Raw genomic sequence first — 22,164 nt, forward strand, 5'->3', positions numbered from 1 at the left:
CGGGAAAGGAGAAAACAAAATGAGCAGTGATACGATTACGTTAGAACTGGACAAATATGAGAGCGGTGTAGTGTTCCATTCCCTGAAGGACAAGCGGAATCAGATGCTGAAAGAGGGAAAAGATACGGAGCTTGTCGATGACGTCTTAATGAAAGTCATAGAGAAAATCGAAGTACCGCCGGATAAAGGAAAGAGAGGACGCAGAAGCCATGAAGAACGATGATGAGCAGAGTGGTTTGATACTAGAAGTGATTGGAATTATCCCGGTTATCTGGTTTGCGTTACTTGTCGCACCTTATCTTTCGTCTGGTCTTATGGGGATTCTGGATGGAGTTCCGGAAGCGATGAACCATCCGTTTTCCATTCAGTTATGTGGGGACAGTGTAAAAACTGTCCTTATTTTTTTGCTGTCTTACGGTATGGGAATTGGGATTTATCTTTCTACCAAGAAACATTACCGACGAGGTGAAGAACATGGGTCTGCAAAATGGGGGAATGTGAAGAAAATCAATCGCAGATACAGGGAGAAGCGATTTACAAAAAATAAGTTGCTGACCATGCATGTACGAATCAGCTACAATATGCGGAAACATTTGCGAAATGTATTGACGGTTGTGATTGGTGGTTCCGGTTCAGGAAAGACCAGATTTTTTGCAAAGCCGAATCTGATGCAGGCAAATACCTCTTTTGTGGTGCTTGATCCAAAAGGGGAAAATCTGAGAGATACCGGGTATCTTCTGGAAGAAAAAGGATATGAGGTAAGAGTGCTTGACCTGATCAACATGGAAAAGAGCCATTGCTATAACCCGTTTGTATATCTGAAGGACGATAACGATGTGCAGAGATTGGTAACGAACCTATTCAAAGCGACTACACCCAAGGGAAGTCAGTCAAACGATCCGTTTTGGGATACTGCAGCTTCCATGCTGTTGCTGGCACTGATTTTCTATTTACGGTATGAAGCACCAGAGGAAGAACAGAATTTTCCGATGGTAATGGAAATGTTACGTGCCGGAGAAGTCAGAGAAGACGATGACCAGTATCAGTCACCACTTGATGAATTATTTGAGCGGTTGGAAATGAAAAATCCAGAACACATTGCAGTGAAGTATTACAAAGATTATCACTCTGGTAGTGCAAAGACATTAAAGTCCATTCAAATTACACTCGCAGCAAGACTTGAGAAATTTAACTTATCCAGTCTGGCGGCACTGACTGCAACAGATGATTTAGACCTGCCATCACTGGGAGAGCGGAAAGTGGCTTTATTTGCGTTAATCCCGGACAACGACACCAGTTATAACTTTCTGGTGTCAATATTGTATACCCAGTTATTTCAGCAGTTGTTCTATCTGGCAGATCATAAATATGGAGGGAGACTTCCGGTTCATGTGCATTTCCTCATGGACGAATTTGCAAATGTTTCACTGCCGGATGACTTCGATAAGATTCTGTCCGTTATGCGTTCCAGAGAAGTGTCAGTCAGTATTATTTTGCAGAATCTAGCACAGTTAAAAGCACTGTTTGAAAAGCAATGGGAAAGCATTATGGGAAACTGTGACGAATTTTTATATTTAGGTGGCAACGAGCAGGGGACGCATAAATATGTCAGCGAACTTCTGGGAAAGGCAACGATTGACACGAACACCTATGGAAAGTCAACGGGACATTCCGGGAATTATTCCACCAATTATCAGAATACAGGGCGGGAGCTGATGACACCCGATGAAGTTCGCATGTTGGATAACCGATATGCGATTCTTTTTATTCGTGGAGAAAGACCAATTTTAGACGAGAAATTCGATATTTTAAAACACCCCAATGTGGGACTTACAACTGACGGGAATGGAAAGCCGTATCTGCATGGAGCAGTTGACTGGGCAGTGGCAAGTATCTCACTGGGAGACAGCTTAGAAGGTGAACTCACAGACGATTCACTGGAATCGGAAGATTACGAATTATTATCCGATGAAGATCTGGAAGAAATTATCCAGAAATATGTGTAAATCCAAGAAAAATATATAGGAGGCTATTAAAAAATGAAGTTAGATATGCGAAAGAAGCAGGAGAAGAAAGAAACAACAAAATCAACGAAGAAGCTGCCAATGACAGCAAAAATGAAACGTGCCATTGCAGTGTATATTGCAATGGTACTGATTATGACAGCAGGAGCAAGTACCGTATTTGCGGCAGACGATCCACTGACCGTTATCAATAATCTGTCCACATTTATCTTTGGACTGATTCGTGCCATCGGCATGATTTTACTGGGATTTGGAATTGTGCAGGTTGGTTTATCACTGAAGTCTCACGATCCAAGCCAGAGAGCCAATGGGTTCTTAACATTAGCAGGTGGTGTAATCATTACATTCGCAAAAGAAATCCTGAATCTGATTACAGGTTAAGCAGAACAGAAAACAAGGAGTAAGAAAACGGGACTGTGCAGGGCCACATGGAACCGCACTGTCCCGACTAAGACAGGAGGTGTTTAGAACGTGTCAGATAACTGGGTAGTACAGAACTTGCAAAATGCTTTGGACACCTGGAACAGTAAACTTGCGGAAATCTGGCAGATACTCACACAGTCGCCGGAGACCTTTAAGGGTGGAGGTATCTGGCAGGTGATTGTGCAGATCCATGGAGCATTGCAGGCAATCGGCTATGCCTTGTTAGTGCTTTTCTTTGTAGTTGGAGTGGTCAAAACTTGTGGCAGTTTTACAGAGGTAAAAAGACCGGAACATGCATTGAAAATTTTTATACGTTTTGCGATTGCAAAAGGCGTAGTCACGTATGGACTGGAGCTGATGATGGCATTATTCAATATCATACAGGGAGTGACCAGTACGATCATGCAGACCGCAGGATTTGGAAGTACGGAAGATACTGTTTTACCGGACGAAATCATAGAAGCGGTAGAAGATTGTGGATTTTTTGAAAGTATCCCACTATGGGCAGTAACGTTAATAGGCGGACTGTTTATTACAGTGTTGAGTTTCATTATGATTATGAGTGTATATGGAAGATTTTTTCGATTGTACCTTTATACTGCCATTGCACCGATTCCGTTATCTTCCTTCGCAGGAGAGCCGAGCCAGAATATCGGAAGAAGTTTTTTGAAATCATACGCAGCAGTGTGTTTGGAGGGAGCAATCGTGGTACTTGCCTGCATTATTTTTTCATTATTTGCATCATCACCGCCAGTAGTCGATCCGGACGCAGCTGCAGTCACTATGGTGTGGAGCTATATTGGAGAATTGATTTTCAATATGCTTGTACTGGTCGGAGCAGTGAAGATGTCAGACAGGGTAGTGAGGGAAATGATGGGATTGTAAAAAGGACGCCCGAAAGCATCCTTAAAATTTATTCTACAATGTTGTTGCTATTGTTATACCGCATATTCCCCTGAGAATCAAAATGAACAGAATCTAAAGGAAGCCCTCTCTGTCTGGCACGAGAAATCTGGAAGGACATATCATCTTTCATAGCTTTGTAGTATTGATGTTCCTGCCATTTGCGTCGCAGAGCAAAAATCCAGCTGAGAACAGAAAAGGCAGTCAGCAGATAGAGGATTGCAAATGCAAGTTTCTCATGAGTTGCTGCCCATGGATTCAGAATTGTGGAAACAGCAAGAAAGTATAACAGCGGTAAGGTCAGATTTAATCTGGCAGCAATCCGAAACAGCAGAGAAATCAGGAATAGAGCAACAGTAACAACAAGTGAAATCATAACAGTGATTGGCATAGGTCAGTCCCCCTTTCATTTATTCCAAGTATAACAGAATAGGGGAAAATAACAAATGTGCGATTTGGAGGTGTATCGTTTTGGAAGTAAAAATTAACAAGGAAATCAGGGATTACACGGAAGCAATCTTTTTCGGATTGTCCCTAAGACAGTTTATCTTTTCAGGATTAGCCTGCGGGATTGCCGTTGGGCTTTATTTTTTGCTTCACCCATACATGAGTATGGAAACAGTAAGTTGGATTTGTGTACTGGGAGCTGCCCCATGTGTAGTGTTCGGGTTTGTAAAATATCATGGAATGACAGCGGAGCAGTTTATCTGGGCATGGATTAAATCGGAAATCCTGATGCCGAAAAAACTGGTGTTCCGGTCAGAAAATCTTTATTTTGATGCGGTAGAACCAATCATCAAAAAATGTGAGAAAGAAAGTCTGAAAAAGGAGGGACGCAAGAAAAATGATAAAAACGCTGAGTAATATTTTCAAGCAGGATAAAGAAAAATTTGTAATTCCAAGAAGCGTACAGCAGGTAATTCCCATCGAGACCATCTGGTCTGACGGGATTTTTAAAATCGGGAGAAATAAATTTGCACGTACTTATAAATTTACAGATATTAACTATGCGGTGGCAAGCAAAGTAGATAAGGAAACAATGTTCCTGGAATATATGGATCTGTTAAATTCCTTCGATTGCGGTGGAACAACAAAAATAACGATCAACAACCGCCGTTTAAATAAGGTAGATTTTGAGAAAGCAATCCTGATCCCAATGCAAGAGGACGGACTGGATTTATATCGGAAAGAGTACAATAACATGCTTTTAAATAAGGCAACCAGTTCTAACAGTATGGTACAGGAAAAATACGTGACAGTATCCTGCTATAAGAAAACGATCGAAGAAGCGAGAACCTATTTTGCACGAGTGACAACAGAGCTGAACAGCCATTTTGCAAGATTGGGTTCCAAATGTGCAGAGGTAAATGGAGAAGATAAGTTACGGATTCTGCATGATTTTTACCGTACAGGAGAAGAATCTGGTTTCCATTTTGATATTCAGGAGAATATGAGAAAAGGACACAGCTTCAAAGATTATATCTGTCCGGATACCTTTGAATTTGAAAAAGATTATTTCCGCATGGGAGAGCGTTACGGAAGGGTACTCTTTCTTCGGGAGTATGCTTCTTACATTAAAGACGATATGATAGCAGAACTGACCGACATGAATCGAAATCTGATGTTGAGCATTGATGTGATTCCTGTTCCTACTGATGAAGCAGTGCAGGAAGTGGAAAAACGTCTGCTTGGTGTGGAGACGAATATCACAAACTGGCAGAGACGGCAGAATGCCAACAATAACTTTTCCGCAGTGATTCCTTATGACTTGGAACAGCAGAGAAAAGAAAGTAAAGAGTTCATGGACGATCTGACTACACGTGATCAGCGTATGATGTTCGGTGTACTGACTATGGTGCATACTGCAGAATCGAAAAAGCAGCTTGACGCAGATACGGAAACACTTCTGACCATTGGACGGAAAAAGTTATGCCAGTTTTCAGTTTTGAAATTTCAGCAGATGGACGGACTGAATACAGCACTACCCATCGGACACCGGAAGATTCCGGCAGTCCGCACACTGACTTCGGAGAGTGTAGCAGTGTTGATGCCATTCCGGGTGCAGGAGATTATGGACGCAGGAGGAATCTATTGCGGTGAAAATGAAATCTCCCATAACTTAATCATGTGTAATAAAGAAAAACTGTTAAATCCAAACTCATTCCTTTTAGGAGTACCGGGAAGTGGAAAATCCTTTAATGCAAAAATGCAGATTGTATTCCTAGCACTGGCAACGCAGGACGATATCCTGATTTGTGATCCAGAGCGAGAGTATGCATCATTAGTTGAAGCAATGGGCGGAGAAGTGGTTCGCATTGCTGCAGGAAGTCGGGACCATATCAATGCAATGGATATGGTAGACGGATATGGAGATGGCGGTGATCCGGTAATTGAGAAGTCACAGTTTATCTTATCTTTGTTTGAGCAGTTGGATAAAAAAGGGATCAATGCGAAGGAACGTTCCATTATTGACCGATGTGTAGGGGAAGTCTATGAGGAATATCAGCATGGCGGAGCAGTGCCGACTTTACGGGTGTTGCGTGAAAAGTTTCTGGAACAGGAAGAACCGGAAGCACAGGATTTGGCACTGGTATCAGAGTTATTTACAAATGGAAGTCTGGACGCATTTGCACATGAAAGTAATGTTGATGTGAATAACCGTATCATGGTATACGACATTCTGGATTTGGGAAAGCAGTTGAAGACCATGGGACTTCTGGTAATCACTGATGCAATGTTGAACCGGGTAACGGAGAACTGGAAACAGGGAAAGCGAACCCATATTTTCTTAGACGAGTTTCATGTAGTATTTGAAAATGAGTATTCCGGAGCATTTTTTAACTCTGCATGGCGAAGATTTCGTAAGCGTAATGCATTCCCGACAGCAATCACACAGAACGTGGAATATCTGTTAGATTCTGTTCTTGCAAGTACGATGATTTCCAACAGTGAGTATATCGTGATGCTTAATCAGGCAGAGCCGGACAGAGCAAAACTGGCAACACTACTAAATATCTCCACAGAACAGATGGGATATATCACAAATGCAGATGCCGGTTGTGGTCTGGTGAAATACGGAAGTTCGCTTGTACCGTTCGTCAATAGATTCCCAACCAATACAAGGTTGTATAAACTGATGACCACAAAGCCGGGAGAGGACAGTATCAACCGGGGAAGAATGTAACTTCAATAATCAATTTAAGAGAATGGCACCGGAAATCGTCACAATTTGTGGCGTTTTTTAGTGCCGGAAAAGGAGAAAAATATGTCAGAAATCAGATTTTCATCAAAGGAACACGAAAGGTTTTTTTATCAGATGTTAGCAAAATGCGGAAAGCACGACAGTTATTACAGTTCATTTTTCTATTGTGTGGGAATTTCTGAAGATACCAGAAATCATGTTGACCGCATGTTTGATTTTAAGGAGCGTTTGATTAAACCGGAAGCACTGCATGAAGGGTGGCAGACAGGCGGTTCGGCACGATTGACGAGACTGGCATTTAACTTGTGGAATGGATATGTGGAGAAAGGAGAAGAAAGTCTGTCTACCCCATACGAGATGTTTGATTGCGGTCATGCACCATATTTTTATGAAGCAATCCGCATAAAGTATCCAGAATACTGCCGGGAACTGCCACAGGTGAATAAAAAAGAAACTAATCATGAACGCTAGATAAAGATTCAAATGGAGGAAAGCGATGGATCGTAAGATAAAAACACGCCAAGTCCATAAGGATATTAAAGTATTAGATAAGACAGTTACAGTGACAGACCATGTCAAGCAGTCCTATGTCAGAACAAAAGAAAATATCATGCAATCGACGGAGAAATCTAGTGATAGAGAGAATAATCCGGTAGGGTATGCAGAAGATGCGGCCAGCAAGTATGCTGACCGCATCTTTCACGAAACAGGGCATCAGGTACGCAGACAGGCAGAAAAGCTTATTGAACGGAAGAAAGAGAAAGCTTCTGTTTCTTCGGCAGGCGAAGAAACTGTTTACCAGCCGAAAGAACAAATGCGACCAGTATCGCCTTCAGGCGGAGAAAAGGCACAGGAACAGGGGCGAGAACTTGCTGTCAAAAAAATCAAGACCATTGAACGGGATAAAAGAACCATCAAGACCGGGAGAGCATCGGAACAGGTTGTAAAGAATACCGGAAAAGGTATTATCAAGACTTCTGAAAAAGCGGTCAAGACTGCAGAACAAACGGCAAGGACCAGTATCAAAACATCGGAGCAGACAGCAAATGCTTATGTCCAGGCAATGCATTATTCCATGAAAAAGGCAGAAAAAGCAGTGCAGACAGCAAGACAGACAGCACGAGATACCACGATTGCAGTGAAAAAGACAGCAAAAGCGGTAACACATGCGATAAAAGCGTTGATTGAAGCTACAAAAGCATTACTGAGTGCATTGACTGCAGGCGGTTGGATTGCGGTTATGATTTTGATTATCGTCATTTTATTTGGTGGATTTCTATGCATGACAGGTGGGGATAATTCCAGTACGGTTTCTTCGGTTAGTGCAGAAGTAGAAGCATACGAACCACTAATCCGTCAGTATGCAAATCAATATGGTATTGGAGAATATGTGGAACTGATCAAAGCGATTATGATGCAGGAATCCGGTGGGAGAGGACTTGACCCGATGCAGTGTTCAGAAGGGAGCTTTAATACAAAATACCCCAAACAGCCGAATGGAATCACTGATCCAGAGTATTCGATTTCTTGCGGAGTGCAGGAGATAAAAAGCTGTCTGGAACGTGCAGGAGTAAAAAATCCTCTGGATATGGAAAATATTAAACTGGCATTGCAAAGTTACAACTACGGAAATGGATATCTGGAATGGGCGAAAGCCAGAGGTGGATATACCCTTGCGAATGCAGCAGAATTTTCCGATATGATGGCACAGAGAATGGGCTGGAGCAGCTATGGGGACAAGCAGTATGTACCACATGTGCTTCAGTATTATACATTTGGAAGAATCCCGACAGGTATCGGTAATCAGGCAATCGTTCAGGTGGCAGCATCGCAGGAAGGAAAAGGCGGAACGACCTATTGGAGTTGGTATGGATTTGGAGGCAGGGTAGAGTGGTGTGCCTGCTTTGTGTCCTGGTGTGCAGACCAGAGCGGTTATATTCAGAGTGGAGTCATTCCGAAATTTTCTCTTTGTTCGGACGGTGTGAAGTGGTTTGAAAGTAAAGGTAGGTTCCGTGACGGAAGTTATACCCCGGTGGCAGGAGATATTATTTTCTTTGACTGGGGAAATAATGGAACGATTGACCATGTTGGAATTGTAGAGAGCGTCAGTGGTGGAACTGTAAATACCATTGAAGGCAATAGTGGGGATAAAGTGGCGAGACGAAGTTACAGTATCGGAAGCAGTAACATTTATGGATATGGTGTTCCGGCATATTAGAGAAAAATGTTGTTTGGAATAATAGCGGAGATATTTATAAAAGTAAATCTCTTTTTTTAAATGAAAAGAACCAGTGAGAGAATCGTTAAATTTCACTCACTGGCTCAATTCGTTTCAAATTTTTCGGACAACTCTGTCAGTTCTTTCACCGTTTCCTGTGTGTGATGTAACAGGGTGTCACGCATTTCTGGCGGACAGCTGGAATAAAGCATTTTCATCTGATTGACACCTTCATCTTCCAGAGAAATATCTGGATTTATAAGCGTATCTAAAGAGATGTGCAGGACCTTTGCCAATGCTCTTAAAATCAAATAAGAAGGATTCATTTTCCCCTTTTCGATATTGGCGATTTGCTTTACAGAAACATGGCTCAGATCAGAAAGCTCCTGCTGCGTCAGATCTTTATTCTTTCGGGCTTCCCGCATTTTCTGCCCTAAAGCAGTTAAATCATCAATCGGCATAATCGTTCACCTCAATAATATTGTATCGTTCCGGTTTATACAAAGGAATAACCTTATCATGCCGGATATAAGGACTAATTATACCGATTTATATTGAGGAATAATCTTGCTAACCTTGTATTGCAATAAGTAGAGAACTATAATGTATTATGTTAGAGGATGTATAGTGCATAAAAACATCAAATATGAAATAAGTTTCAGTGATTTTTTTGTTGTCTAAATTCAGAAATTAGGAAAACCTTAATAATTTCTCAGGCAATCCATTGTGAATTTAGATGTTGTATTTGCTATACTTAATTGGATATATGAGCAAAGGAGTTGAAAATATGTCTGAAAAGATATTGATTATAGATGACGAGCAAGATATAGCGGATCTGTTGGAGGTCTACTTGAAAAACGAAAATTACGTCGTTTATAAATTTTACTGCGCAACGGATGCCCTGTCGTGTATTGAAAGCGGTGACATTGATCTTGCCATTCTGGATATTATGCTCCCGGATATGAACGGCTTTTCACTTTGCCAGCTTATCCGAAAGAAATACACTTATCCAATCATAATGCTAACGGCTAAAATTGAGGAAACGGATAAAATAACGGGGCTGACATTGGGCGCGGACGATTATGTGACAAAACCTTTTCGCCCACTTGAAGTAGTTGCCAGAGTGAAAGCGCAGTTAAGACGTTACAAGAAATATTCGCCCGGTATCATCACAGAGAAAGTTCCATCGGAACTTTCCTATAACAAATTGTGCTTGAATGTTCAAACCCACGAATGTTTGTTGGATGGGGAACCTGTTTCTCTAACCCCGACAGAATTTTCTATTCTCCACGTCCTTTTGTCAAGTGCTGGAAATGTTGTAAGCATTGAGGAACTGTTTCATGCGGTTTGGAAAGATGAATACTACTCTAAAAACAGCAGCACAATTACTGTGCATATCCGGCATCTGCGCGAGAAACTGAACGATACTTCCGATACTCCGCAGTATATTAAAACGATTTGGGGTGTCGGCTACAAAATTTAAGCGAAAGGAGAACGCTATGAAGAGAAAATCAAATTGTTTGGCAACTATTTTATTCTTAATTTATCTGGCACTTCTGGTTTGGATCATACTGTTCAAACTACAGTTTTCAATCAGTGATCTGGATAAAGTAAGGAGTATAAACCTTATTCCTTTTCACTATGACAAGGAAATTGGAGCAGCATTTCACTTAACAGAGGTACTCGAAAATTTCTTGATTTTTGTTCCTATGGGTATTTATCTTCAAATGCTTCTGCCAAGAACAAAATTATATGTGAAGTTCATGCTGATTGCTGGAACAAGTTTTTTATTGGAAACTATGCAGTATATCTTAGCAGTCGGACGTTCTGATATTACTGATGTACTCACAAATACGGCAGGTGGTCTTTTGGGGCTTGCTGTATATTCGATGGCAGCCCGGTTAATCGGAAATAGAATAAAAGCAAACAGACTGTTTTCCATTCTGGCAGGCATAGTAAGTGTTGTCGTGATTGGCCTACTTGGCTGTCTTCTGTTTGCTAATCGGTAGGAGGTGTATTCTCATGTCGAAGAAAGAAATGACAACAGAAAAGCGCCTTAAAGTGCGCTTATACCTATCATTGCTGGTTTATACCGTTGTTGGATATGGTTTGACCCTTATCTTGGACTACATCTTTTCAAAATTTGACAACGGTATTTTTGCATGGCTCTACTGGCGGCTCGATCTGCTTTTTATTTTGTATCTGATGATCGGCTTTGTATGTATTTTCAATTACTATTGGAAAAAGCCGTGGGGCTATCTGGATGAAGTAATTGATGCGACCCAAACGGTCTATGAGCAGAACAATCATACCGTATCATTGTCTGACCCACTGAAAGAATTGGAGGCACAACTCAATCAAATCAAAATGTCTGTTCTGTTGAGCAAACGGGCTGCAAAGCAGGCAGAAGAAAAGAAAAATGAAATTATTATGTATCTGGCACATGATATACGCACCCCTCTCACAACGGTAATCGGCTATTTGAGCCTGCTCCATGAAGCCCCTGACATGCCTGAACAGCAAAAGGAAAAGTATGTAAAAGTTGCGTTGAATAAGGCAGAACGCCTTGAAAAGCTCATCAATGAACTTTTTGAAATTACCAAGTACAATGCACATACGGTCATTATCAAAAAAGAAAATATAGATTTACATTGTTTGATTGCGCAGGTAATAGATGAAATATACCCGACACTCTCTGCAAATGGCAACACGGCGGTATTTACTGCGGAGGACAACTTATCTGTGAACGCTGATCCCGAAAAGCTGGCGAGAGTTTTCAGTAACCTTTTACGAAATGCAGCGTCATATAGCTACCCGCAGACAGAGATTACTATATCCGCCAAACGGTTAGAGCATGATATACAGATCAATTTTGAAAATCGTGGAAAAACAATTCCACAGGAACAGCTTAACAGTATATTTGAAAAATTCAATCGCTTGGATGATGCTCGGCTTTCTAATACAGGTGGTGCGGGGCTTGGCCTTTCTATTGCGGAAGAAATTATACATTTACATGGTGGAAAGATTACTGCATCCAGTCAAAATGAAACCATAGACTTTGTGATTACATTACCCCTTTCCGCTTAGGAAAATAAGAATGTGATCTTAGGAATTACTTAGGAATTTAAGCGTGTGATTTTTGAGATTGAAAAGCCTTTGTTCGGTACAATGATATCGAACAAGGGCTTTTTATTGTTCAGCTGAAGCAAAAGAAAGGAGTGTAAGCATGGAACTGAAAATAGAGCATTTAAGCAAGCAGTTCAAAGACAAAACAGCAGTAAATGATGTCAATCTGACGTTGACTCCCGGCGTTTGGGGACTTTTGGGGGCGAATGGTGCAGGGAAAACCACGCTCATGCGCATGATTGCTGATATTATGACACCAACCAACGGAGCGGTTTACTATGACGGAAAAGACATTCGAGAGTTAGGTGAAGTCTACCGAAGCAAGTTTGGCTTTCTACCGCAGGATTTTGGGTATCACCGGGATTTTACGGTCAAAGATTATTTGGAGTATATGGCTGCGCTGAAAGATATTCCTACAAGGGCAACTACCAAAAAGATCAATTATTTGTTGGACATTCTTTCGCTCTCCGATGTGAAAAAGAAAAAAATCTCCAATCTGTCAGGCGGCATGAAGCGTCGTGTTGGTATTGCGCAGGCTATGTTGAACGACCCGGAGATACTTGTCATGGACGAACCGACAGCAGGACTTGATCCCGGAGAGCGCGTGCGTCTGCGGAATTTCATTTCCGAATTTTCGCATGATCGAATCGTGTTGATTTCCACCCATATCGTATCTGACATAGAATATATTTCTATGCGCAACGCAATTATGAAAGCCGGAGAAATTGTTGATGTCGGAACTACCGCAGAACTTGTCAAGCGGATTGAGGGCAAGGTTTGGAATTGCATAATTCCGACCTCAAAGCTGCCGGAATGTGAAATGCGGCTGCGCATTATCAATCAGCGAGGCGAAGATCACAATCAGGTTTCTATTCGTTATCTGTCCGAACATTCGGAAATTGATGGGTCTGTTACAACGGAGCCACGATTGGAAGATCTGTATCTGTGGTTGTTCCCGCAGACAGACTTGGAAAAGGAGGACAGATAATATGCGGCTCTTTAGACTTGAACTAAAACGTATTTTGAAGTCACGGCGTACCATGATTTTACTTGCAATCGCACTTTTGCTTTCCGTAGCCATGGCATACCTGCCTATTTCATTTGAGGGTATTAACCGTCCAAACGAAGATGGCACGGTTACAGAATTAGATGGCTTGGCAGCTATCAAGTACAAACAAGATTTATATAAAACATCCGCTGGTGAAGTGACCCCGGATAGGATCAAATCGGCTTTGGAAACTTATCAAAGCTGCGTTCGAGAATATGGGCCGGTCGAGGAAGATGGCTTTCCTCTGACGGTATATATTGAAAAAATCGTCCCGTTCCGTCACTTGCTGATGGGTCTGTCCGAAGCGTTTGCTGATCCATCAACAGGCATTGGTGCTGATTTAATGGATATTGACCCGAATGACATTGACGGAGCCTATTACGAAAAGTGCGCAGAACATTTACAGGATGTCATGCGGAATGAGCAAAGAGAAAACGAAACCGCACAGCAGAAAGCTCTTGAAAAATATTCAGAACTTGATACGCCATTTTATCTTCATTCTGGAATTTCTAAAGATGCATTTGATTATATTGAGTTTTATATTTTGTTCCTTGCTATTTTGTGTGTGGCAATCGCAGCACCTACTTTCGCCGGAGAATATCAAACGGGCGGTGATAGCATCCTGCGAACCACCAAATATGGGCATAAACAATTAGCAATTACCAAAATTCTGGCGGCATTTACACTTTTCGTTGTTACTTTCCTTGTCGGGATCACGGTACACATTCTGATTTTAGATGCAGCGTTCGGGACGGATTGCTTAAAAACATCGTTTCAGATGCGATACTCTATCATTAATCTGCCAAACATCAATCTGGGGCAGTTGCAGATAATTCTCGCAGCAGCGGGCTTACTTTCTGTATTAGCAACGGTTAGCTGTACGTTGTTCCTGTCTGCAAAATGTAAAGACACATTGACAGTTTTGCTGATCTCTATTGTAGTTCTTCTCATGCCGCTTTTTGCTTATGTGGCGATGGGAGCAACATGGCTCTCTACCATACTTCCATCTGCCGGAATTGGTATGCAGAACAATTTCCTTTCTCAGCTTGCAGATTTCAATTACCTGAATATCGGTGGAATGAGTTTCTGGACACCGCATGTTATTTTGATTTCGGCAGGAATTGAATTATTTGTGTTTACATTCTTGGCGATTCATTCCTATTGCAGACATCAGGTAGCATAAAAGAAATTCAGAATAGAACGAATAGGTTATCTGCCGCGCGACGGCAAAAGAAAAAAAGCCGTCGCAGAGCAGACACATTTTCACGCGCCTATGAAACGGCGGCTTTGATTTCCAGAGCCGCCGTTTCTTTGCGTTTACACAAATCAATGACGACTTGCAGGGACACGGTAGCCGATTGGAGGTTGATTTACCGTGTTTCGTTTGCTTTTTCAAAGCTCACATGATCTACATCAGTTAAAAAAGCATTGCTCCTCCTCCGGGCAAGTATAACATTGCATCGGCATTATCGTTCCATGTAATTCAGTATAATAATGGCTGTTCTTGGCGCGCCAGTTTTCCCCCACGGAAATCTGGCGTTTTTTGTTGCCATTTTTTCGGAGATGACCCGGTTGTCTGCCGGTGTCGGTCTCCGCCTCCATTCGATTCACCCGTCAATCACCCGTGAATCGAAATGGAGGTACATAATGAAGAAAATTAACCTTCGGGAACTTTATCCTGATGTTTATGTGACAGACTTTTTTGTAGATGTGACAGAGGAAGTAATGGAGACTATTCGGGCAGCTGAACGTGCGGAGGCTGCGTATGAGCGAAAGATGTATCGTTATAAAGCACAGTATTCTCTGGATTGCGAGAATGGCATTGAAAATGCGGTGCTGTTGAAGCCGCAGACACTGGAAGAAGTCATGGAGGACAAACAGCTGCGGGATCAACTCTATGCTGCGGTAATGACACTGCCGGACAAGCAGGCTAAGCGGATATATGCCCGGTTCTATCTGGGAATGACGCCGATTGAGATTGCCAAAGCCGAGAAAGTGGATGTCAGTCGCGTTCGAGACAGCATCCGCCGAGGATTGAAAAATCTTTCTAAACTTTTTCGCTAAGTTTTTCCTGCACACGCCTGTTTTACTGATTTTTTGTCAGTGTAATTAGAAGGACAACCTTCCCCTTCTTAGGCACATTGACAAGAGAATAGACGGCATTTCTGGTACATAACCCATGTACGAGCGAATCAGGCGTGCCGCCAAGATGGACACAGCTAAGGAGGTGATGAATAGGGCTGTCTTGAGCGATTAGCGTAAACCTGGAACCCAGGGAGTGGCACTTTGGGACGCGATGACTGCATGGGGGCTTAAAGATACTTCCTCACGGCCCGCCATAGACTTGGGGGGGAACCCTGCGGCGCACGATACGAACGGTGCTGCGGAGTTATGACAGCCGCGCCAGCGGAGACCTGTTATTATACCGGTCAATAGGCTTGATTATGCCGATTTTTGTAAGGGGTTGAAAGGGATGAAAAGTCAGCAGACTTTAATCAACTAGATTATCACAGGCAGGCTGGGGATCGTGCCCTCGTTTTCAATGTTGGCAAGATACCTGGTATCAATGTTCACCTTTTCGGCTAAATCTTTTCGTGCAAGGTTCTTCGCCTTCCGTGCTTCTTTTACATCCGCACCGAAGGTTTCAAAGCCAGGGCAGTCTTTCACTTTTGCCATTCAACATCACCCACATACATTTTATATTTCATATCTCGGTATTGCTATCATTCGTCTAACCGTATATAATAATGACAAAGGATTTTTTACGGGAGGATAGCAAAATGTTTGAATATATCTCTGCCCCAGAAGCGGCAAAAAAGTGGGGCATTTCCGAACGACGGGTTCAAAAGCTGTGCGAAGAAAACCGAATACCGGGTGTTGCAAAATTCAGCCGTATGTGGTTGATACCAAAGGACGCTGAAAAGCCTGTTGATGGAAGAACGAAAAAGTTGAGAAATTTTTGAGATTTTCATGCGATACTATATGCTTGCAAAAGGAGGCGTTGATTTGTGAACGAAAAGCTACTCATCGTTGATGATGAAAAAGGCATCGTTGATGTTCTGAAAAGCTATTTTGAAATGCAGAGCTTTGTGGTCTATACGGCGTATGATGGCGAAACAGCATTGAAACAGGCGGCTTGCCATCCTGATCTTGTGCTGCTGGACATCAATATGCCCGGCATGGACGGACTTATCGTATGCGAGAAAATCCGCAGCCACATTTCTTGTCCCATCTTATTTTTGACGGCCAGAATAGAAACCGCCGATAAGATCAAAGGGTTTCAGGTTGGAGCGGATGACTATATCATAAAGCCGTTTGACATTGATGAATTAGGCGCAAGGGTCGCTGCACACTTGCGGCGGGAAAACAGAAAGCAGGGGCAATCCGAACTCCGCTTTTTCTCTGAAATGGTGATCGACTACTCCAAACGGGAGGTATTTATCAACGGAACGCCTGTCAACTTATCAAAAAAAGAATTTGACATTGTGGAGCTGCTTTCACTGAACGCCGGGCAGGTATTTGACCGGGAACGGATTTATGAAGCTGTGTGGGGACTTGATGGCGAAGGCAACAGTGATACCATTATGGAGCATATCCGAAAAATTCGAAGCAAGTTTACTGCCTTGTCGCATCACAGTTATATCGAAACAGTTTGGGGGGTGGGTTACAAATGGAATGGATAAAAAATATGAGCCTGAAAAAGTCCTTGTTCACGCTGACGCTCATCAACCTATTGCTGGCATTAAGCCTTTCGGCTGTTGTTTTTGTGGGCTGCACAAAATTGAGTGCAGTATTTGCCCCATCTGGCGTGCAAATTATCGTTGGAGCAGATTCCACAATAAAGACAGAGTTTCCGGAACCGGTAGCAGGAGCAACCGCAGTTAGAAATGCGTTGGCCATTTTTCAGTTCGTTTTGCCGATGCTATTCTTCATTGTCGCTTTGATATTAACTGCATCTCTGTTCTATCGCTGTAAGCTGAAAGAGCCACTTGCTATTCTTATGGATGGTGCAAATCGCATGATGCAGAATGACTTGGACTTTATCATTCCGGCCGTGTCCGAGGACGAACTGGGACAGCTCTGTGTCACGTTTGAAACCATGCGGCAATCACTTTTGAACAGCAACCGTGAGTTGTGGCGACAAACGGAAGAACGGAAACGGTTAAATGCGGCGCTCGCCCACGATCTCCGAAATCCGATAACAGTCCTGAAAGGCTCAGTGAAAATGGCAAAACACTGTGCAGGCACCGGCAACACACCGCAGCTTATGGACGATCTTGAGCGTATAGATGCCTATACAGGACGCATCGAACGCTATGTAGAAACTATGAGCAAGGTTCAACGGTTGGAGCAAGTTCAGCCGAAAAAAGCTCTTTTTGACACCGGTGCCCTGAGTGCAGATTTGGAAAAAGCTCTTGGCTTTTCTATAACCGAATATGGTAAGCAGCTTCGCTTTCATGGCCTGTCTGTATGTGGCACTGTCTCTTTGGATAAAGGAATGTTGTTTCAAATTGCTGAAAATCTCACAACAAATGCTCTGCGGTTTGCAAAAGAGAATGTCGCGGTAAAACTTACCATAGAAGGTGAAAATCTGATATTAGAAGTTACGGATGATGGTGATGGATTTCCGACGGATCTTTTGAAAAATGGCATTCAACCGTTCCGTAAGGGTACAGAAGAAGCAGAGCATTTGGGCATGGGACTTTATATCTGTGATCTTCTTTGCCACAAACACGGAGGTGCTTTGAAAATTGCAAATACCAATACCGGGGCTGTTGCATCCGCAATTTTGAAAATCTCGTAACTCTTGAGAGTTTTTTGAGATTTCCCTTTTATACTCTCCTTATCAAAACGATAAGGAGAGTTTTTTCATGGATATTCAAGTAAACGATGTTTCCAAAATCTATGGTACAGGCGAGAACAGAGTCGTTGCGCTGTGCCATGCAAATATGACAATCCACTCCGGTGACTTCATCTCCATTATGGGGCCGTCAGGCAGTGGCAAAAGTACGCTGCTTCACATCATCAGCGGATTGGATACGCCAATTTCCGGCAAGGTGTTGTATGGCGATACCGACATCCATCACGGCAGTGACAAGGAGTTATCGGCGTTCCGCCGCCAAAAGATCGGCTTCATCTTCCAGCAATTCAATCTGCTCCCGGTGCTGACAGCGCAGGAGAATATCATCATGCCGCTGCTTCTCGACAAGCGCCAGCCGGACAATGCCTATTTACAGGAGATCGCAGCCTTTTTAGGGATCGACAGCCGTTTGAACCATCTGCCCCATGAACTGTCCGGCGGGCAGCAGCAGCGCGTGGCAATCGCCCGCGCTCTGATCGCAAAGCCAGACATCATCTTCGCCGACGAGCCGACAGGAAATCTTGATACCAAAAGCGGCAGCGAGGTTATGGAAATGCTCTGTGATCTTCGGGCGAAAATGAAAAAGACACTTATTGTCATTACTCACGACCCTCATATTGCAGAAATGGCAGAGCGTCGTTTTACCATCATTGACGGAGTGCTTTCGGAGGTGACAGTAAGATGAAATCCTATTTAGCTCTTACATGGAAAGAACTAAAAACGCAAAAAATTACAGCGACTTTAATCCTGATTGCAGTTATCATGTCAACGATCATAACAACCGTTGTTGGTCAGTCCATTGGAATTTTGCAGTCTATGAGAATAGAGCAGGCTGCGAGCCTAAACGGAAACCGATATGTAACATTTCATCAACTCAGCAGGGAACAAGCACAGAAACTCCACGAGGATGATCGAGTATATGATGTAGGAGATACCGTCTTTGTAGGCAGCACAACCCTTGGTAATAGCAGCCTGAACTTGTATCTCAGAGAGTATCATGATAACGCTTTGGCGATGTACCCAGCAATCAGCAAGATAAAAGAGGGGAATTTGCCGGAGAAAGCAAGTGAAATTGCATTATCAGAGGATAGCTTGAAGTATCTTGGATTAGATGCTGCGGTTGGAGATACCGTTTCTTTGGATATGCGCGTATCTGTTATGGATGGTTCACTTCCTGAATTTGAATATTGCGGAAAATTCATATTAACGGGTATTCTTGAAAGCAGCTATATCGGCTATTCAACAGGTACAGTTGAAGGAATTGTAGGAAACGGAACCGCAGAAAAACTATTACCAGAAGAATATCTGCTTTATTCTACTGACTTTAAGACTCATGACAAGAAAAACTTTCAGAGCATCGTTTATGATCTTGCGAAGAACTTGGATGTAGAGGATCGGTATATCCAATATAACTGGATTCTTCTTGATGCTGTCGGTATTTCTTATGATGAGACATCCAATAGTGATGCTGGTGCAGGTTTTTCCTTTATGACGGTGGCGTGTGTTTTGGTAGGCTTGTTGGTTTTGTTTGCAGCTGGACTGGTAATTTATAATATTCTAAAAATTTCCATTACAAAACGAATTAAAGAATATGGAACACTTCGTGCAATCGGCGGAGAGCGTGGACAAATCTATCGTCTTGTTTCCTTGCAGCTCCTGATCCTTTGCGGAATCGGTATTCCGATTGGGCTGGTACTTGGCACATTAGCAGCAAAGGCTACGCTAATTGCTGCTACGGGTGTTCTCAATCCTGATATATTCATGGCAAATAGTGTTTCCGAATTAAACGAAGCAATCAGCGCTGCCAGTGCGGTAAAATTCCCCATGCTCCTTGCAAGTATTGCGGTCACACTTTTATTTGCGCTAATGGCTGCCTTTCCAGCTGCTTGGTACGCATCGCGTGTATCCCCGACAGTTGCTATGTCTGGCCAGTCTGTTAAGATCAAACGCCGCAGAAAAAGAAATCACAAAATCTACAATTTTGAAGCCTACTATGCAAGACTCAATTTGAAACGCGGGCGTGGCAGGACGCTTCTTACAATACTGTCTCTTGTTATGAGCATTACCGTCTTTGTCGCTCTGCAGAGCTTTACTGGGCTGCTTGATGCCAGCAGTTCGATTCAGGATATGTATTTCAGCGATTATGCTGTTACAAATGAAACATCAGGTATTCCGGCAGAAGCTATAAGCACATTGGAGGCAAACGACACTGTAAAAGACATTTCCACTGTCAGGCTTTCTGTATTTACGCCGGGTGCTGGTGACGAACTTCCCTTTGAAACAGATTTGTCCGTGCAGAACCACGAAACTTTTCAGCTTGTCAATATTGACGATGGGCTATTAGAAATCTACGCTCCCAATCTTTCTGATCAGGATAAGCAGGCGCTAAATAATGGAACAGGCTGCCTTGTCAAAAATCCTATTCCCTTTTCTTACGGGGATACGCCTGTGGAGCATACGGAGCTTTCTATTGGTGATACGATCCAGTTGGGCAGCAGGGCGCTTCGTGTGATAGGGATAATTGATACTCCTATTACAATCAACAATGAAGGTTTCACCAACGGTGTGCAACTTATCGTGAACGAAGAAATATATTGCTCGCTGATGCAGGATGATACCTATTCTGAAATCTATTTGACATTGCAGGATGGCGTAAATACGAATTCTTTTGAAAGTATATTGGATGATTGGTGTAGCAAATATCCGGGTGCTCACTGGCTTTCTTACCTTGAAAGCAGCAATGAAATGGCAGAGAGTTTTGAACAAATCAAAATGCTTTGCTGGGTACTGATTATCTTTATTGGCATCATTGGCATATTGAATATCATAAACACCGTTTACAGCAACATCCATACACGTGTCAATGAAATTGGTATGCAGCGGGCTATTGGCATGAGTGCCGCAAGCCTTTATAAAACATTCTTGTGGGAAGGTGCCTATTACGCTATCTTTGCCTCTGCGATTGGCGCAGTGCTGGGCTATGTCTGCTGTATCTTTGTCGGGGCTGCAAAGACGGATGCCTTACAACTGGTTGCCGTTCCCGTTATTGCGATTATAGAGGCTGCTGTGGTTTCTGTTGCTGCCTGTCTGCTGGCAACGGCGATCCCGCTGCACTCTATTGCAAAAATGAACATTGTTGAAACAATTGAGAATATCGAATAACACCTGAGCAAAAGCCGTCCGGCTTTGCAAAGATGACGGCGACTTGAAAATATTGCATTTCAGGCCGCCGTTTTCCTTTTGAAAAATTGGATTACGGAGGGTGTATTAAAGTCGCCCTTTTTTGAGGACACGGCGGCATCCGAGGAGGTATCACCGTGTCCATTTTATTATTTCATCATTCTCGTGAACTGCATCAGCTAAAAAAAGCATTGCTCCTCCTCCTGGCAAGTATAACATTGCATCGGCATTATCGTTCCATGTAATTCAGTATAATAATGGCTGTTCTTGGCGCGCCAGTTTTCCATCGCGGAAATCTGGCGTTTTTTGTTTCCAATTTTTAGAAAATACTCGGACAATATATCGATGTCGTGCCCCGCCTACTGATCTGAATTTAAAAAAATTCAGATTGGAGGAAAGGACATGGAAGGCAGACAGCCAAAAAGAAGAAAAGATAAATATAACCCATATGAAATCTATGAGAAGGACGGAAAATATTATGTTTCATTTCATAATGGTGAAAAAGAGTACAAGGATTTGGAAATAGGAAAGAATGTATATGAAGCTTTTAATGCGTTTGAATTGCAGGATGTGTCGCATATGAATGTTGTGGACAGGCATTTGGAACAGTCAGAAATCTGGGATTCCAGTTTATATGAACGGGTATTTCAGAAAGAGGAAGGTGTAGAGGATACTGTTCTGAATAAACTGGAAGCGGAACGTTTACATAGTGCAATTCAGCAGTTGTCGGAAATTCAGAGAAGACGATTGATGAAGTATTATTTTGAAGATAAGAATTATGAGCAGATTGCACAGGAAGAAGGCTGCTCTTTTCAGATGGTAGCAAAGTCTGTAAAAGCAGCAATCAGAAATTTGAAAAAGATTTTGAGATAGTGGGTTGAAAAATAGCGTTTAAGTGAGGAAACAGGTGGAAAGAGAAATATTTTGATCCACCTGTTTCTTCTTTTGTCACGAAAAGACTGGGGAGCGGGAAGAACCTTGACAAATTCATATACATTCATCAGGCACATTCCTGTTGTTATCGTGATGAGCGTAAGCCACATTAACAAATACGCCATAACACAGGCTGGGTAAAGACAGCGAAATCCCACCCGTATACTTCCTTTTGGTTTCAGGTTGTATTGTCCAGACTGTTGAGCGAAAAATATTTGGTTATAATTGTCAGATTGCTTCTGACAG

22 protein-coding genes and 1 pseudogene are annotated in these 22,164 nt (G+C 42.6%); 20 read left to right on the forward strand and 3 right to left on the reverse strand.

What is annotated here, in order from left to right; translation table 11 throughout:
- Nucleotides 1-19 precede the first annotated feature (19 nt).
- From ACIRUQ_RS14980 to ACIRUQ_RS14995, 4 genes are all read left to right on the forward strand, one after another.
- The gene (locus tag ACIRUQ_RS14980) at nt 20-223 is read left to right on the forward strand and encodes a hypothetical protein (RefSeq protein ID WP_055290360.1); all 204 of its coding nucleotides are present in this window, start codon (nt 20-22) and stop codon (nt 221-223) included.
- Nucleotides 210-2,006, forward strand: coding sequence for a VirD4-like conjugal transfer protein, CD1115 family (locus ACIRUQ_RS14985; protein WP_055290359.1), 1,797 nt, complete (start codon nt 210-212; stop codon nt 2,004-2,006). The genes ACIRUQ_RS14980 and ACIRUQ_RS14985 overlap by 14 nt, the downstream gene beginning before the upstream one ends.
- Before the next feature lie 33 nt (nt 2,007-2,039).
- Nucleotides 2,040-2,405 carry a hypothetical protein gene (locus ACIRUQ_RS14990; protein ID WP_055171589.1) on the forward strand — a complete coding sequence of 122 codons (366 nt, stop codon included), beginning with the start codon at nt 2,040-2,042 and terminating at the stop codon, nt 2,403-2,405.
- Nucleotides 2,406-2,495: 90 nt separating this feature from the next.
- Entirely contained in the window at nt 2,496-3,332 is an 837-nt protein-coding gene (locus ACIRUQ_RS14995) for a hypothetical protein (protein WP_055290358.1), read from the forward strand.
- A gap of 28 nt (nt 3,333-3,360) precedes the next feature.
- On the opposite strand, the gene ACIRUQ_RS15000 is transcribed toward ACIRUQ_RS14995, so the two are convergent.
- Complete coding sequence (locus tag ACIRUQ_RS15000) at nt 3,361-3,741, reverse strand: hypothetical protein (RefSeq protein ID WP_055290357.1); 381 nt, start codon at nt 3,739-3,741, stop codon at nt 3,361-3,363.
- A gap of 80 nt (nt 3,742-3,821) precedes the next feature.
- Between ACIRUQ_RS15000 and ACIRUQ_RS15005 the strand changes: the two genes are divergently transcribed.
- The 4 genes from ACIRUQ_RS15005 (at nt 3,822) to ACIRUQ_RS15020 (ending at nt 8,770) form a co-directional block, all read left to right on the forward strand.
- Nucleotides 3,822-4,214 carry a PrgI family protein gene (locus tag ACIRUQ_RS15005; RefSeq protein WP_055290356.1) on the forward strand — a complete coding sequence of 131 codons (393 nt, stop codon included), beginning with the start codon at nt 3,822-3,824 and terminating at the stop codon, nt 4,212-4,214.
- Nucleotides 4,195-6,534, forward strand: a complete 2,340-nt coding sequence (locus tag ACIRUQ_RS15010) for a VirB4-like conjugal transfer ATPase, CD1110 family (protein ID WP_055290355.1) — start codon at nt 4,195-4,197, stop codon at nt 6,532-6,534. Before ACIRUQ_RS15005 ends, ACIRUQ_RS15010 begins: the two co-directional genes overlap by 20 nt.
- An 81-nt stretch (nt 6,535-6,615) precedes the next feature.
- Nucleotides 6,616-7,023 carry a DUF6075 family protein gene (locus ACIRUQ_RS15015; RefSeq protein WP_055290354.1) on the forward strand — a complete coding sequence of 136 codons (408 nt, stop codon included), beginning with the start codon at nt 6,616-6,618 and terminating at the stop codon, nt 7,021-7,023.
- 25 nt (nt 7,024-7,048) lie between these two features.
- A complete protein-coding gene (locus tag ACIRUQ_RS15020) occupies nt 7,049-8,770 on the forward strand; it encodes a lysozyme family protein (RefSeq protein ID WP_055290353.1) in 1,722 nt (573 codons plus the stop codon).
- A gap of 104 nt (nt 8,771-8,874) precedes the next feature.
- On the opposite strand, the gene ACIRUQ_RS15025 is transcribed toward ACIRUQ_RS15020, so the two are convergent.
- A complete protein-coding gene (locus ACIRUQ_RS15025) occupies nt 8,875-9,231 on the reverse strand; it encodes a helix-turn-helix domain-containing protein (protein ID WP_055290352.1) in 357 nt (118 codons plus the stop codon).
- A gap of 326 nt (nt 9,232-9,557) precedes the next feature.
- Here ACIRUQ_RS15025 and vanR point away from each other — a divergent pair, with 326 nt between their 5' ends.
- From vanR to ACIRUQ_RS15055, 6 genes are all read left to right on the forward strand, one after another.
- Nucleotides 9,558-10,253 carry a VanR-ABDEGLN family response regulator transcription factor gene (vanR, locus tag ACIRUQ_RS15030; protein WP_070103968.1) on the forward strand — a complete coding sequence of 232 codons (696 nt, stop codon included), beginning with the start codon at nt 9,558-9,560 and terminating at the stop codon, nt 10,251-10,253.
- A gap of 16 nt (nt 10,254-10,269) precedes the next feature.
- Nucleotides 10,270-10,779: a VanZ family protein gene (locus ACIRUQ_RS15035; RefSeq protein WP_055290350.1), complete on the forward strand. Its 510-nt coding sequence runs from the start codon at nt 10,270-10,272 to the stop codon at nt 10,777-10,779.
- A 13-nt stretch (nt 10,780-10,792) separates the two neighbouring features.
- The gene (locus tag ACIRUQ_RS15040) at nt 10,793-11,857 is read left to right on the forward strand and encodes a sensor histidine kinase KdpD (RefSeq protein WP_055290349.1); all 1,065 of its coding nucleotides are present in this window, start codon (nt 10,793-10,795) and stop codon (nt 11,855-11,857) included.
- Nucleotides 11,858-11,996: 139 nt separating this feature from the next.
- On the forward strand, nt 11,997-12,884 hold the full coding sequence (locus ACIRUQ_RS15045; protein ID WP_055290348.1) for an ABC transporter ATP-binding protein: 888 nt from the start codon (nt 11,997-11,999) through the stop codon (nt 12,882-12,884).
- 1 nt (nt 12,885) lies between these two features.
- Nucleotides 12,886-14,127 carry an ABC transporter permease subunit gene (locus tag ACIRUQ_RS15050; RefSeq protein WP_055290347.1) on the forward strand — a complete coding sequence of 414 codons (1,242 nt, stop codon included), beginning with the start codon at nt 12,886-12,888 and terminating at the stop codon, nt 14,125-14,127.
- A gap of 464 nt (nt 14,128-14,591) precedes the next feature.
- Nucleotides 14,592-15,008, forward strand: a complete 417-nt coding sequence (locus ACIRUQ_RS15055; protein WP_055290346.1) for a sigma factor-like helix-turn-helix DNA-binding protein — start codon at nt 14,592-14,594, stop codon at nt 15,006-15,008.
- Nucleotides 15,009-15,446: 438 nt separating this feature from the next.
- Here ACIRUQ_RS15055 and ACIRUQ_RS15060 read toward each other — a convergent pair.
- Nucleotides 15,447-15,620, reverse strand: a pseudogene (locus ACIRUQ_RS15060) (multiprotein-bridging factor 1 family protein); the annotation flags it as partial.
- A gap of 104 nt (nt 15,621-15,724) precedes the next feature.
- On the opposite strand from ACIRUQ_RS15060, the gene ACIRUQ_RS15065 reads away from it, so the two are divergent.
- The 6 genes from ACIRUQ_RS15065 (at nt 15,725) to ACIRUQ_RS15090 (ending at nt 21,858) form a co-directional block, all read left to right on the forward strand.
- Nucleotides 15,725-15,907, forward strand: coding sequence for a helix-turn-helix domain-containing protein (locus ACIRUQ_RS15065; RefSeq protein WP_055290345.1), 183 nt, complete (start codon nt 15,725-15,727; stop codon nt 15,905-15,907).
- Nucleotides 15,908-15,952: 45 nt separating this feature from the next.
- A complete protein-coding gene (locus tag ACIRUQ_RS15070) occupies nt 15,953-16,627 on the forward strand; it encodes a response regulator transcription factor (RefSeq protein WP_055290344.1) in 675 nt (224 codons plus the stop codon).
- Complete coding sequence (locus tag ACIRUQ_RS15075; protein WP_055290343.1) at nt 16,615-17,748, forward strand: HAMP domain-containing sensor histidine kinase; 1,134 nt, start codon at nt 16,615-16,617, stop codon at nt 17,746-17,748. Before ACIRUQ_RS15070 ends, ACIRUQ_RS15075 begins: the two co-directional genes overlap by 13 nt.
- A gap of 67 nt (nt 17,749-17,815) precedes the next feature.
- A complete protein-coding gene (locus tag ACIRUQ_RS15080; RefSeq protein ID WP_055290342.1) occupies nt 17,816-18,490 on the forward strand; it encodes an ABC transporter ATP-binding protein in 675 nt (224 codons plus the stop codon).
- Entirely contained in the window at nt 18,487-20,967 is a 2,481-nt protein-coding gene (locus ACIRUQ_RS15085; protein WP_055290341.1) for an ABC transporter permease, read from the forward strand. Before ACIRUQ_RS15080 ends, ACIRUQ_RS15085 begins: the two co-directional genes overlap by 4 nt.
- Nucleotides 20,968-21,387: 420 nt before the next feature.
- Nucleotides 21,388-21,858, forward strand: a complete 471-nt coding sequence (locus ACIRUQ_RS15090) for an RNA polymerase sigma factor (RefSeq protein ID WP_055290340.1) — start codon at nt 21,388-21,390, stop codon at nt 21,856-21,858.
- Nucleotides 21,859-22,164 lie beyond the last annotated feature (306 nt).

Source organism: Eubacterium ramulus (genome assembly GCF_045002895.1).
In the GTDB taxonomy this organism is placed as follows: Bacteria; Bacillota; Clostridia; order Lachnospirales; family Lachnospiraceae; genus Eubacterium_I; species Eubacterium_I ramulus.